Here is a 13257-nt window from a genome sequence, read left to right as displayed (position 1 = left end):
TAGTTTGGGAATTTACCATTAAAATATATAGAAATTTACCTTATTTGCTATCGTTTTGTCACTAATCCCTTATACAGATTTATAAATTTTAATCGATTCTCATTCAAAAACATAAAATAAGTCATTCTAGGTATCTGTATCCCTATCCACCTCCAGTTACTTCATCAAAAACAAAAAATAACGAAAAGACCCTACCAGAATCAAAAGCGTCTGGTAAGGTCTTTTTCTGAATCCTGTCACTAGGCTTAACTAAAAAGCATGACTAGGAATATCATTGAATGTGGTTAGCTAAATCTTCCTGAGCTTTTTTATTTGACTCAGCTTTTTCTTTTAGCCATTTGTCATAGAGTTCCTGGTACTGTTTCACAGTTACCGGCTCTTTTTGCAATTCAACATATTTATAGTTGTCTGCATCTCCCTTATGACCAACGAACGAGAAGGCTCCTGTAAACGGTACAGTCTTACGGAAGATTGGGTTGGCTCCGCCACTTTGAACTGGTAGGAAGAGGGCGCTGTCAGTCAACCAAGCTTGGACTTCAGCAAATTTTTCATAACGAGCCTGAGTATTTTCAACTTCGCTATCTGCTTCATCTAGTAACTTCTTGTAAGCAGAAAGTCCAATTTTTTCTTTTACTTCATTATCTTTTCCAGCAGTTAACCCAATATTATTAAGCTGTGAACCTGACTCTGGATCTAAGAGATCAAGATAAGTTTTCGGATCTGAGTAATCTCCGCTCCAACCTGAAATATCAATGTCATAGTCCTTTTGTTCAGCTGTATCTGCAAAGAATGTAGCTTGATCCTTCTCGTCTGGAGAAAGTTGAATCACGTCAATCACAACGTTGTCCGCCCCAAGGGTTTCTTCCACTGTCTGCTTAAAGGAACTTGCTTGTTGCACATCTAACTTGGCCGTCTGGTCAACTGGCATATCCAAATGAATTGGGAAGGTCACGCCTTCTGCTTGCAAGGTTTCTTTAGCTTTAGCAAATGCTGCCTTGGCTTTTTCAGCATTCAAAAAGGCAGGTTGCGCATCATTCAAATTGATATTCGACCACTCTGTACCATAGTTAATAATCTTTTCATTGACAATATCACCAAAGTTTTTACCACCGATTTGGACAAAATCACTTGGGATAAGCGTGTTACGCAAGATACGGTCTGCTCCATCTTCACCATTTGTCTGCGCTGCATAAGCATGACGGTCAAATGCAAAGTTGACAGCCTGACGGAAATCCTTATTTTGCATGGCTGCAAGTGAATCTGTCTTTTCCTTATCAGACTGTTTCATGGTCTGCTTGTAGCTTTGACGATTAACGTTAAAAAGATAATAGAAGGTAATTGAGTTTTGTGGTGTGTAGGTGATTTTGTCCTCATTCCCTTTTTTCAACTGATCAAACACTGAGCTTGTCGGGAAGATACGACCGTCCGAGTAGTTCCCTTCCAAAAATCCTCTCGCCAAACTATCTTGGTCAGAACCGTCAAAGAAAGAGAGCTTCACTTTCTCAATTTTCACATTGTCCTTATCCCAGTAATTAGGGTTTTTATCAAATTCAATCAAAGATTTTGATGAGAAAGATTTAAACAAGTAAGGACCATTTGACAAGATACTGGATGGTGTTACACTTCCAAAGTCATCTCCCTTAGATTTCAAAAAAGCTTCATTTACAGGACTCAAAATGCCCCCAGTAGTCTTAGAATTCCAGTAAGATTCCGGCTTATTCAAAGTATATTGAAGAGTATAGTCATCCACTGCTTTAACTCCAACAGTCTCAAAGTCAGATGTTTCTCCCTCAACGTAGTCTGCGAGGCCCTTGATAGAGTCTTGAACCAAGTACAAGTTTTCAGCCTTTTTATCAGCTGCATACTTGAGACCTGTCACAAAGTCATGAGCCGTTACATCCGCATACTCTTCACCCTCTGAAGTGTACCATTTCGCCCCCTGACGGATTTTATAAGTGTAGGTCAAACCATCTTTTGACACCGTCCATGACTCAGCCATAGATGGAATGAGATTACCGTACTTATCATTTTCTAACAAGCCATCAATCAGGTTAGTCGTGATACTAGAAGTAGAACCACGCGTTGACGTAATGTAGTCCAAGGTATCAGGATTACTAGTAAATACATAAGAGTAAGTTTTCTCAGCATTACTAGATTGGGAAGACCCACATGCCGCTAAAGCTAGACCTGCTGTCAAAGCCATAGCTCCAAAAAGCATAACTTTTGATTTCTTCATGATTATTCTCCATTTTTTACAGTATGTGAAATATTATACACCATTTGAGGGAAAATATAAAGTCTTTTGAACTTTTTTACAAAAATAAAAATCAGTAGACTCGAGTTCCTACTGATTTTTGTTATGGTTCGTTTGGATTATGCAGCCAAAACTTTGCGTCCTTTACGACGACGAGCTGCCAATACGCGACGACCGTTTTTAGTTGACATACGGTTACGGAATCCGTGTTTGCGCGCACGACGAAGTTTACTTGGTTGATAAGTACGTTTCACGATGAATACCTCCTCATAGATTTTGTATTCGTTTAGCCGGCTATAAAGTGATCAGTTACTAAACATACTTTACTATTCTATCTGATTCTTTCACTTTTGTCAATAGCTCAAGGCAAATGTTTACTGCTTTTTCGAATGTAAGCCCTATCTACGATACTGTTTCAAGAAACGAGTCATTTTTTCTTGGATTTGGGCAAGTTCATCGACACGAGGAAGATAAACGATACGGAAGTGGTCTGGTTCCTTCCAGTTAAAGCCTCGACCATGAACCAAGAGAACCTTTTCCTGCTTCAAGAAATCAAGAACAAACTGCTCATCATCATCGATGCGGTACATATTGCGGTCGATTTTTGGGAAGATATAGAGTCCAGCCTTTGGTTTTACCGCAGACAAACCTGGAATCTCTTGAATGGCATTGTAGATGAAGTTTCTTTGCTCATAAATTCGTCCACCAGGAAGGAGCAATTCATCGACCGACTGGTGGCCACCCAAGGAAGTTTGTACGACTTGTTGGGCCAACACGTTAGAGCAAAGGCGCATATTGGACAGCATATTGAGCCCTTCAATATAGCCCTTGACATGTGTCTTAGGTCCAGACAAGACCATCCAACCCACACGGAAACCAGCGATACGATGAGATTTTGACAGACCATTCATGCTGACACAGAAGACATCTGGTGCCAAACTAGCCACAGGCGTATGCACATGTCCATCCATGACCATGCGGTCGTAAATTTCATCCGCAAAGATAATCAAATCGTTTTGACGGGCAATCTCAATAATCTCCAACAAGAGTTCCTTAGGATAAAGGGCTCCAGTTGGATTATTTGGATTGATAAGGACGATTGCCTTGGTATTTGAAGTGATTTTTGACTTGATATCATCAATATCTGGATACCATTCTGCAGCTTCATCACAGATATAGTGAACGGCATTTCCTCCAGCTAGACTGACAGCGGCCGTCCATAGAGGATAGTCTGGCATTGGCACTAAGACTTCATCCCCATTGTCCAAAAGCCCCTGCATGGACATGACAATCAGCTCACTGACACCATTTCCAAGGTAAATATCATCAATATCTACGTTTGGGAATTTCTTCAACTGGCAATACTGCATGATGGCCTTACGGGCTGAGAAAATCCCTTTGGAGTCAGAGTAACCTTCACTATCCCGCGCATTCATAATCAAGTCATGAATGACTTCGTCTGGCGCTGTAAAACCAAATTCTGCTGGATTTCCTGTATTCAGACGTAAAATCTTTTCTCCGTTTGCTCGCATCCGCATGGCTTCTTCCAAAACAGGACCACGGATATCATAAGCAACATGCTCTAACTTACTAGACTTGTTATATTCTTTCATCTTGTTTCCTCAATTCATCGAGATAGTAACATTATACCACTAGAAAGAGAATGCGACAAGTTTACTGAAATGTGTTACTAAAATCCTACAGAAGAAAAACCTCACTAAAAGCGAGGTCAAGACAGGGGAGATAGCAGGTGTTTTGCCAAAAAAACATCACATACCAAAAGATAAACCTAGAAAAAGCAGGCCTAAAAAGGAGTCATAGAGAAGATTGAACATGAGGAAAAGCCCCCATATCATCAAGTAATCCCAACGCCCACTTCGTTTTGCAACTAGAAATAAAAACAGATGGTAGAGTACATGAAAGACTAAAAATCCGATAAAACCTGGATAAAGAAACGGTACCAGACTCTCTAATTGCCAGATCATGATCACTTCTAGCAAGACTGAAACTAGGATAATTCCATAATAAAGGAAATTTGATTTTTTTGATTCTTGAAAAGAGTTTTTCATCATTCTCCCTCCCTTCACTTCTTTCCTGCTATCCTTTCTTTTATTTTATCATATATTTATATAGATTTTAAGCACTAACATTCTTTTGAAAAATACTTTTTTTGCTTTACTTCTATAGTGAAAAGGTTTACAATGATAGTAAGAAAATTTCAGGAGGTTTCATTATGGCACAACGTTACCAAAATATCATGGTCGCAATCGATGGTTCTAAAGAAGCGGACTTGGCTTTTATCAAGGGAGTTCATTCTGCTCTACGAAACGACGCTAAACTCACCATCGCCCATGTCATTGACACACGCGCTCTTCAAAGCGTATCCACCTTTGATGCTGAAGTTTACGAACAACTCCAAGTTGACGCTGAAAGTCTGATGAAAGAGTACGAAAAACGTGCTAAAGATGCTGGTGTGGCAGATGTTCACATCGTCATTGAAATGGGAAATCCAAAGACCCTACTAGCACGTACTATTCCAGATGCTGAGGAAGTGGACCTCATCCTCGTTGGCGCAACTGGTCTCAACGCCTTTGAACGCCTCTTGGTCGGCTCTTCATCTGAATACATTCTCCGCCATGCTAAGGTCGATTTGCTGGTTGTGAGAGAACAAGAAAAAACCTTATAATCACAAAGAAAAGGAGCTCAGCGCTCCTTTTTGTTTACTATTTATACTCTTCGAAAATCTCTTCAAACCACGTCAACGTCGCCTTGCCGTATATATATGTTACTGACTTCGTCAGTTTCATCTGCAACCTCAAAANNTCAAAGCAGTGCTTTGAGCAGCCTGCGGCTAGTTTCCTAGTTTGCTCTTTGATTTTCATTGAGTATTATTTCTCTCTTTATGGCGTTCATAAGCCTTGAGCTGGCGCTGCAGTTCCTTTTTAATAGCAGGTTCTGGAGCATATTTTTCTTCCCAATCATCTGGTTTTAAGATTTTGTGGGTCACTGGATCAAAATGAGCCTTGCCATCTGGAAAAATTTTCCCCATATTAGCCTGATGAACAATGTCAAAAATACGTTCTGGGTCCACCCCCATCAAGACAAAACTACCGTAGGTGAAGTAAAGTGTGTCAATCAAGGCATCCACCTGCCCTATCAAATCTTGCTGAGCAGGTGTCTTCTTGGCTACTTTATATGCTGCCTTATCAAGAGCCTGATGAAGTTGCGATAGAGCTTGACCAAAATCCTCTTCAGAAGTGCTGGCAGCTCGAACAAACTCCACCAATTCTTCTATTTTAAAACCAGCCCTGTGGGTTGCACCTTCTAAATCCCAAGCTCGAGGTTCTTCTTGGGTCCGTTCATCCATCATGTGGTGGAAGGTCTTGACCTTATTGAAATGATAGTCACGGCTGACAAAGACTTTTTCTGAAGACAAAACACCAAAATGTTCCAAGGCCTTGTGGATCCCATCTTGTTGATTGCTAGTGGTAATGTGCTTGGCAACTTCCTTGACACTGCTACTACCATTTCCCATAGCAACCGACATCCCAACACCTGCCAGCATTTCAAGATCGTTATCCGAGTCACCAAAAGCCATGACTTGGTTGAGGTCAAAGCCATATTCTTTCCCAACTCGGCGAATGCCTTCTAATTTAGAATTTCCCTGATTGATGACATCTGCTGCAAAAGGATTGCTACGTGTCAATTTCAAGTCTTCAAAACCAGCCGCCGCCTTCTCAGATTCTTCTGGCGTCATCAGCATCAAGACTTGGTAGATAGGCTGATTCATCAGATGAAGCAGGTCTTCTTCCTTTTGGGGAACAACCTTGCTGACCATGCGATTAAAAGACTGACTCACCGTCCGAGTTAAAACAGAGGGAACGAAGCGACTGATTCGTTGGGAAAAAGAACCCAGACCAAAGGACATGATTTTAGAACCCAACATGGCATCCTTGGTCCCTAGGGCAATCTCCTTGCCCTCTTTTTTAGCATAGCTAATTAGATGGCGCAAATGCAACTTGGAAATAGGGCTCGTAAACAAGACTCTGTCTTTATTAAAGATATACTGGCCATTATAGGTTACCGCAAAGTCCAGGTCCAAATCGTCCATCAATTCCTTAACAAAAAAAGGTCCTCGTCCTGTCGCTACACCGACAAGCACCCCTTGTTCTTTGACGATTTTAATCGCGTCCTTAGTGGATTTCAAAACACTCTTGCGATCGTTGACCAAGGTTCCATCGATATCAAAAAAAACAGCTTTGACTTCCATCCTATCCCAATCTCCCCTTTTGTGATACAATGATTATACCACATTTCAGAAAGAGTGAGTAAATCATGCCTAAGAAAATCCTTGTTTTACATACGGGTGGAACTATTTCCATGCAAGCCGATGCTTCTGGCGCTGTTGTGACCAGTTCAGATAATCCCATGAACCATGTGTCCAACCCACTTGAAGGAATCCAAGTCCACGCCTTGGACTTTTTTAACCTGCCAAGCCCCCATATCAAACCCAAGCATATGCTGGCTCTCTACCAGAAAATTAAAGAGGAAGCGGCTAACTACGATGGAGTGGTGATCACACACGGAACCGATACTTTAGAGGAAACAGCCTATTTCCTTGATACCATGGAAGTTCCCCATATGCCTATCGTTCTAACAGGAGCCATGCGCAGCTCCAATGAACTCGGTAGTGACGGTGTTTATAACTATCTGAGTGCTTTACGGGTGGCTAGTGATGACAAGGCTGCTGATAAAGGAGTTTTGGTCGTTATGAACGATGAAATCCACGCTGCCAAGTATGTTACCAAAACGCATACAACCAACGTCAGCACCTTCCAGACTCCAACACACGGTCCCCTTGGTCTGATCATGAAACAGGAAATCCTCTACTTTAAAACAGCTGAACCTCGTGTTCGCTTTGACCTTGATCACATACAAGGATTAGTCCCTATCATCTCTGCTTATGCTGGTATGACAGATGAGCTGATTGATATGCTTGATTTGGAACAATTGGACGGTTTGATTATCCAAGCCTTCGGAGCTGGTAATATTCCTAAAGAAACGGCTCAAAAATTAGAAAGCCTTCTGCAAAAAGGAATCCCAGTCGCCCTGGTTTCCCGATGCTTTAACGGTATCGCAGAACCTGTCTATGCCTACCAGGGTGGGGGCGTACAGTTGCAAAAAGCAGGTGTCTTCTTTGTCAAAGAACTCAACGCCCAAAAAGCCCGCTTGAAACTCCTCATTGCCCTCAATGCCGGACTAACAGGGCAGGATTTGAAAGACTATATGGAAGGCTAATACTCTTCGAAAATCTCTTCAAACCACGTCAGCTTCCATCTACAACCTCAAAGCAGTGTGTTGCGCAGCCTTTAACCAGCCGCCTAGTCCGCTCTGTGGTATTCATTGAGTCGACATCTCTTGTTTAAGAGCACAAAATCAGGAAATCTTCTCGATTCCCTGATTTTTTCTATTTCCGTTTTCGTGTTGAGCGACGTTCTGTCAAACCATGAGGTAAGAGAACTTCACGTTCTTCCAACTCTTCCTTATGCATAATCTTAGTCAACATACGCATACTAATGGCACCAAGGTCATAAAGAGGTTGGGCAATAGTTGTCAAGTTTGGACGGGTAAAGCGTGCAATTTGCGAATCATCACTAGTAATAATCTCAAATTCTTCTGGTACTGACACACCCTTATCAGCCAAACCGTTCAAGACACCTGCTGCCAACTCATCACCTGTCACAACTGCTGCAGTTGCGTTTGATGAAATCAAGCGCTCTGCTAAGGCGTAACCATCATCATAGCTATATTTAGATTCAAATACCAAACCCTCACTATAAGCGATTCCTGCTTTTTTCAAGGCTTCCTTGTAGCCAACTAAACGAACCTTACCATTGATGTCATCCACTAGCGGACCGCTAACGAAAGCAATACGCTCATTTTCTTTAGCAAGGTAACTCACTGCATCAATCGTTGCTTGCTTATAGTCAATATTGACACTTGGCAACTGGTGCTCAACATCGACAGTTCCTGCGAGAACAATCGGAGTACGTGAACGCGAAAATTCTGAGCGAATTTTATCTGTCAAGTGATAACCCATAAAGATAATGCCATCTACCTGCTTTGAAAAGAGGGTATTGACAACAGAAACTTCTTTCTCGTTATCTTCATCGCTATTAGCTAAGACAATATTGTACTTGTACATTTCTGCAATATCATCAATCCCCTTAGCCAAACTCGAAAAATAACCATTGGTAATATTTGGAATCACGACACCGACAGTGGTTGTCTTTTTACTTGCAAGACCACGCGCAACTGCATTTGGACGATAATCCAAACGATCAATTACCTCTAGCACTTTTTTACGGGTATTCTCTTTTACATTTTTATTGCCATTGACCACACGGCTGACCGTCGCCATGGAAACACCTGCTTCACGAGCGACATCATAAATGGTTACTGTATCATCTGCATTCATTCCTTTTCCTGCCCTTTCTATCCCACACATTCTTTTACAAGTAGAGGCACCGATTGAAACTCTATATCTACTTACAAAAGTGAAGATGTGAAAATTTCGTTTTCATGTTTCTACTTATTCCATTCTATCACTAATTGTAAACACTTTCAAGTGTTTTTTGAAGATTGATTGAAAAAATTTCATAGAAAGCCTAGGTTTAGCTCTTGCTACCACCTTAGAGTAAACAAAAAGGAGGAAACCAAGCTCCCTCAAGTTACAAATTGTTCCATTCAATCCCATCAATTTTAGCACATGATGGTTTTCGAGTTAAGATAGTATCACAACCAACCAGATTCTTTCGCGATATTAGCTGCCTCTGTTCGATTACCTGCATCTAGTTTTGAAAGAATATTGGTGACATAATTTCGGACGGTTCCGTTTGATAAATAAAGTTGATCTGCAATTTCTTGGTTAGACAAGCCTTGAGCAATTCCCTTTAAAACAGCAATCTCTTGTTCTGTTAATGGATTGGGATGCGTCATCACCACTTCCATCAATTCAGGCGAATACTCCTTGCCTCCTTCGAGGACAGTATGCAAAGTTTGCATGAGGTCTGCAATGCTTCTTTCTTTCAAGACATAAGCATCCACTCCAGCCTTGACCGCACGTTCAAAATACCCAGGACGTTTGAAGGTCGTCACCACAACCACCTTTGTTTCAAGCTTTTCTGCTCGTATCCACTCCAAGACTTCAAGACCTGTCTTCACAGGCATCTCTACATCAAGGATGGCGATATCTACAGACTCTTTTTCTAAGAGTTGGATTGCTTCTTGCCCATTCTTGGCTTGAAAGACAGACTCTACATCCGGTTGAAGCGTGAGCAACTGGCACATGGCATCTCGCAACATACTTTGATCTTCTGCGACTAATACTTTCATCTACTTTCTCTCCTTATAAGGTAGTCGAACTTGCACTTCTGTCGGTTGTTTCTGACTAATCACCTTTACCTCTCCCGAAAATGGAAGGACACGTTCTCGGACTGTATGGAGCTCATCCCCCTTTATAGAAGTAAAGCCACAGCCATCATCTCTCACTGTTAGAATGAGTTCCTTCTCTGTCCGTTCTAATTTCAAGCAGACTTTAGACGCTTTAGCATGTTTGATGATATTGGTCACTAATTCAAGCAAAATCATGGAAGCCGTTGACTCCAATTCCTGAGTTAAGCTAGCTGTATCTAGTTGATTAGCTATTTCCACCTCAATTCCAGCAATTTCTAACATCTTTTTCACAGTCTCTAGTTCGGATGTCAAAGTTCTAGACTTAAGATTTTCCACAATGGTTCGCACTTCACGCATTGATTCTTTGCTAATTTGCTGTATTTCTCTTAATTCCTTTTCCACCTGTGGATAAGCCTGTATTTGAAATAACTGCAAGGCTAGATCAGTTTTAACACTAAGCATAGCAAAGGTATGTCCCAGACTATCATGCAAATCCTGACCGATACGATTGCGCTCATTTTCTGCTAGCAATAGATTTATCTGGGCATTTTGCTTGGCCTGCTCTTCTTTCAGATCCTCTACAATTCGAATACGAACCGAGCCAAAAGTCATCAAATCGACAAAAGCAAGAATTATAAGTAGATAGACTAGAAACTCAACTTCGATTCTCTGAAAAATCAAAAGTTGCCCCACAACAAGGACTTGAGCAAGGAGAAATGTCCAGACATGTAAAGACTTTAAACTACGTACGCCAAAATGATAAATTAAGAGATTGGAAAGGAAAAAGAAAAACCAGATATAATTCACAGCAACAAAGGCGGTATTCCCAACTACATAAGTCAGCATGAGGCCCCAATATAGCCAAGATAGGCGCTGGCTCTTAGTTGTTAAAACACCCAAATACGCCACTACAAATAGAATATCAATCAATAAATGCCAGACAGAAAGCCACCCAATCACTACAGGTAGAATGGGGAAAAGCATAAAAATCAAACTGGCCCAAAACATATAGTGTATGCTTTTCAGTCTTTCAAGCATTAAGCATTCTCCTTATGACCTTGAAGGTAAATGGTCAAACCAAACAAAACTGCTGAAAAAACAAGTAGATAAACTGTGGCTGATAGATTGATTCCACCTTCATTTAAAAATGTCTTGAGCAACTCCATCAACTGATAGGTTGGGAGACACTTACCGACTGCTTGCATCCAGTCTGGAAATAAAGTGATAGGCATCCAGAGTCCACCTAAAACAGCCAATCCTAGATAAAGAAGATTACCCACGACAGACATCAGCTGACTAGTTGGTAAGAGAGTCAAGATCAAGCCAAGTGCTACAAATGCAATACTTCCCAAAATCAGTAAGAGCGCCGCCCCACCCCAGCTTCCTAGAGGCATCTCTACACCTCTTACAAAATGTCCAACTGAGAAAACCACCAAGATTGAAACCAAATAATCAACCAGCATACTTGTTATCTTTGATAGATAATATTCTACCATATTTACAGGGCTATGACGCAATGTTTTCTGCCAGTTGTTGATTTTATCGGTATGTAAGACAGCTGGAAATGAGAAGATAGCTGTCGACATCATGGAAAAGGCAGTCATGGAGATAAGATAATCACGCATAAAATTAGCTGGTCCACCAGGTGTGTCCTGGTACATGCCTGAAAAGAATAAATAGAAGGCTGTCGGCATCCCTACTGATAATAAATAATAAACTAGTTGCCGTTTGGTCAATAGAAATTCTATCTTATTTAATGCGATCCATCGTTTCATCTTAGTCATCTCCCTTCTGTGTTTCTTCAAAGATTGTATCTAGCAAACTACGGTTATTAACTTCGATTTCTTGTATGCTACATCCTGCTTGAACTAACAGTTCCCAAAAAGCATTTGCCTCTCGTGTGACTACTTGCAGAGCATCTTGTTTTTGTACCCAATTTTCAACCAAGTTAGACTGCTCAACAATTTCCTTGTATGCCAGAGGAAGGATAAATGCTTTTCAATTCCCTCACTACGCATAGCTAGAGGTGTTGTATCGCGAATCAACTCTCCCTTATTCAAGACCAAGATTCGGTCCGCTGTATGCTCTACCTCTTCGATGTAATGGGACGAATAGAGAATGGTAACTCCCTGCGCTTTTAGATCTTGAACAATTTCCCAAAAACGTTGGCGGGTTGAGGTATCCATGGCAGCAGTTGGCTCATCTAAAAAAACAAGCTTTGGTCGGCCAATCAAGGTCAAGACAAAAGAGAAAAGACGCTTTTGTCCACCTGATAATTTTTCTGCAAATTGCTCTTTCTGCTGCTGGTCAAACTGCAATAGTTGATCGATTTCCTGCTCGCTCAAGGGATTTGGATAGATACGTTGAAAGAAAGCAATCAACTCTTTAACCTTTAGTTTTTGAACAATTACATTTTCTTGAGGGAGATAGGATCTCGTATAGTCTAACTTAGAGCTCGTCACTGGCAAGTCTTGGATAGATACTTGCCCACTGGTGACCAGTTTATCTCCAAGCAAACAGTCCAAGAGTGTCGTCTTACCAGCACCATTTGGCCCAATCAAGGCAACACATTCACCTTCAGCTACCTCAAAGGAAATATCCTTCAAAATAGCCTTACCCTTGATGTTTTTATGTAAGCCTTGTACCTTAATCATGTTCATAATATTCTCCTTTCAACCACTCCATTCCCATAGGGAAAACGACGAAAATCATAAATCCAAAATCCCAAGCACCACGAATGAATTGGCGAAGCAAGGCTTGAGCAAACCAACCTGTAAACATTTCTACCAACCATACCACTAGTGATAGTCCAATAAAAAGATAGAGAAACGCTTTTTTCATTTTTCAAACTCCTTTTTCACATCTGAGACTAATTTCAAACCTTCTCTAACAATCCAAGACATCATTCCAAAGACAGCAAATAGTTCCCAAGGAAAATGGTAGAAACCCTCATCCAATCCCGAAAACATGAGATAGGTCATAACTCCTGCTACTACTAAACTCACTGCGATAATCATTTTATTTCTCATCTCTTCTTCCTCCATTTCATACTACAATTATAGTCTTTTGAAATCAGAGGAGATAGAAGCTTCTGTCACTAGAAAATATGACAAATGTCATAAAAAATTCTGTTCAAAACAAGCAAGATACACTATACAATAAAACACAATTAGAAAAATCTAAGGCAACTTCCTCAAAAGAAATATCAAACCCAATTCACACCATAATGTAAGCTAATACTTATTTAAAATCAAAAAGAGTATAAATTTTTATTAGGCAAACACATATATTATACGTTAAACAAAACCCTTCTATTGCTTTCTTAAAAATTTATAGGAGTTATAAAATCTATTAAATTTCAATGTGGTTACCTAAACTACAGTATTCATTGAACAAATCAGGAAACAAAAAAATATACGCGATCAAAATGAATTACTGAAAATCAAAAAAGAGAGAACCAAACTGATTCTCTCTTAATGTATATAATATCTAGTTAAAACAAAAAAGATACGCTTACGTATCTCTGTAATGTATCGGGAAGACAGGAT

The 13257-nt window shown here is 40.5% G+C and carries 13 protein-coding genes and 1 pseudogene; 2 read left to right on the top strand and 12 right to left on the bottom strand.

The window, feature by feature from the left end; translation table 11 throughout:
* Positions 1-271: 271 nt before the first annotated feature.
* From HT721_RS10230 to HT721_RS10215, 4 genes are all read right to left on the bottom strand, one after another.
* On the bottom strand, positions 272-2236 hold the full coding sequence (locus HT721_RS10230) for a peptide ABC transporter substrate-binding protein (protein WP_173229765.1): 1965 nt from the start codon (positions 2234-2236) through the stop codon (positions 272-274).
* A gap of 137 nt (positions 2237-2373) precedes the next feature.
* The gene (gene rpmH / locus HT721_RS10225) at positions 2374-2508 is read right to left on the bottom strand and encodes a 50S ribosomal protein L34 (protein WP_000831905.1); all 135 of its coding nucleotides are present in this window, start codon (positions 2506-2508) and stop codon (positions 2374-2376) included.
* Positions 2509-2652: 144 nt separating this feature from the next.
* A complete protein-coding gene (locus HT721_RS10220) occupies positions 2653-3867 on the bottom strand; it encodes a pyridoxal phosphate-dependent aminotransferase (protein WP_000666459.1) in 1215 nt (404 codons plus the stop codon).
* 156 nt (positions 3868-4023) lie between these two features.
* A complete protein-coding gene (locus HT721_RS10215; RefSeq protein WP_164226912.1) occupies positions 4024-4326 on the bottom strand; it encodes a hypothetical protein in 303 nt (100 codons plus the stop codon).
* A gap of 161 nt (positions 4327-4487) precedes the next feature.
* On the opposite strand from HT721_RS10215, the gene HT721_RS10210 reads away from it, so the two are divergent.
* Positions 4488-4940 (top strand): universal stress protein, encoded by a 453-nt coding sequence (locus HT721_RS10210; protein ID WP_031223038.1) that lies wholly within the window; start codon positions 4488-4490, stop codon positions 4938-4940.
* A 192-nt stretch (positions 4941-5132) separates the two neighbouring features.
* Here HT721_RS10210 and HT721_RS10205 read toward each other — a convergent pair whose 3' ends face one another.
* Positions 5133-6524 carry a Cof-type HAD-IIB family hydrolase gene (locus HT721_RS10205; protein WP_164226910.1) on the bottom strand — a complete coding sequence of 464 codons (1392 nt, stop codon included), beginning with the start codon at positions 6522-6524 and terminating at the stop codon, positions 5133-5135.
* Between the two features lie 65 nt (positions 6525-6589).
* On the opposite strand from HT721_RS10205, the gene HT721_RS10200 reads away from it, so the two are divergent.
* A complete protein-coding gene (locus tag HT721_RS10200; RefSeq protein WP_164226909.1) occupies positions 6590-7552 on the top strand; it encodes an asparaginase in 963 nt (320 codons plus the stop codon).
* Positions 7553-7721: 169 nt separating this feature from the next.
* Here HT721_RS10200 and ccpA read toward each other — a convergent pair whose 3' ends face one another.
* The 7 genes and pseudogenes from ccpA to HT721_RS10165 form a co-directional block, all read right to left on the bottom strand.
* Entirely contained in the window at positions 7722-8732 is a 1011-nt protein-coding gene (gene ccpA / locus HT721_RS10195; RefSeq protein WP_050253459.1) for a catabolite control protein A, read from the bottom strand.
* A gap of 317 nt (positions 8733-9049) precedes the next feature.
* Entirely contained in the window at positions 9050-9649 is a 600-nt protein-coding gene (locus tag HT721_RS10190) for a response regulator transcription factor (protein WP_164226908.1), read from the bottom strand.
* On the bottom strand, positions 9650-10747 hold the full coding sequence (locus HT721_RS10185; protein WP_173229763.1) for a sensor histidine kinase: 1098 nt from the start codon (positions 10745-10747) through the stop codon (positions 9650-9652).
* A complete protein-coding gene (locus HT721_RS10180; protein ID WP_173229761.1) occupies positions 10747-11484 on the bottom strand; it encodes an ABC transporter permease in 738 nt (245 codons plus the stop codon). The genes HT721_RS10185 and HT721_RS10180 overlap by 1 nt, the downstream gene beginning before the upstream one ends.
* Before the next feature lies 1 nt (position 11485).
* Positions 11486-12369 (bottom strand): annotated as a pseudogene (locus HT721_RS10175) (ABC transporter ATP-binding protein).
* Complete coding sequence (locus HT721_RS10170) at positions 12356-12550, bottom strand: hypothetical protein (protein ID WP_173229758.1); 195 nt, start codon at positions 12548-12550, stop codon at positions 12356-12358. Before HT721_RS10170 ends, HT721_RS10175 begins: the two are co-directional and overlap by 14 nt.
* On the bottom strand, positions 12547-12753 hold the full coding sequence (locus tag HT721_RS10165) for a hypothetical protein (protein WP_007284920.1): 207 nt from the start codon (positions 12751-12753) through the stop codon (positions 12547-12549). Before HT721_RS10165 ends, HT721_RS10170 begins: the two co-directional genes overlap by 4 nt.
* Positions 12754-13257 lie beyond the last annotated feature (504 nt).

Source organism: Streptococcus sp. 4094, from assembly GCF_013277125.1.
GTDB lineage: Bacteria > Bacillota > Bacilli > Lactobacillales > Streptococcaceae > Streptococcus.
The sequence above is the reverse complement of the archived record's forward strand: the minus strand, read 5'-3'. Positions and strand labels throughout refer to the sequence as shown.

Coding starts and splice junctions, on each gene's coding strand:
- HT721_RS10230 (WP_173229765.1), bottom strand. CDS start 2,236: ATGAAGAAATCAAAAGTTATGCTTTTTGGAGCTATGGCTTTGACAGCA.
- HT721_RS10220 (WP_000666459.1), bottom strand. CDS start 3,867: ATGAAAGAATATAACAAGTCTAGTAAGTTAGAGCATGTTGCTTATGAT.
- HT721_RS10215 (WP_164226912.1), bottom strand. CDS start 4,326: ATGATGAAAAACTCTTTTCAAGAATCAAAAAAATCAAATTTCCTTTAT.
- HT721_RS10210 (WP_031223038.1), top strand. CDS start 4,488: ATGGCACAACGTTACCAAAATATCATGGTCGCAATCGATGGTTCTAAA.
- HT721_RS10205 (WP_164226910.1), bottom strand. CDS start 6,524: ATGGAAGTCAAAGCTGTTTTTTTTGATATCGATGGAACCTTGGTCAAC.
- HT721_RS10200 (WP_164226909.1), top strand. CDS start 6,590: ATGCCTAAGAAAATCCTTGTTTTACATACGGGTGGAACTATTTCCATG.
- ccpA (WP_050253459.1), bottom strand. CDS start 8,732: ATGAATGCAGATGATACAGTAACCATTTATGATGTCGCTCGTGAAGCA.
- HT721_RS10190 (WP_164226908.1), bottom strand. CDS start 9,649: ATGAAAGTATTAGTCGCAGAAGATCAAAGTATGTTGCGAGATGCCATG.
- HT721_RS10185 (WP_173229763.1), bottom strand. CDS start 10,747: ATGCTTGAAAGACTGAAAAGCATACACTATATGTTTTGGGCCAGTTTG.
- HT721_RS10180 (WP_173229761.1), bottom strand. CDS start 11,484: ATGAAACGATGGATCGCATTAAATAAGATAGAATTTCTATTGACCAAA.
- HT721_RS10170 (WP_173229758.1), bottom strand. CDS start 12,550: ATGAAAAAAGCGTTTCTCTATCTTTTTATTGGACTATCACTAGTGGTA.
- HT721_RS10165 (WP_007284920.1), bottom strand. CDS start 12,753: ATGGAGGAAGAAGAGATGAGAAATAAAATGATTATCGCAGTGAGTTTA.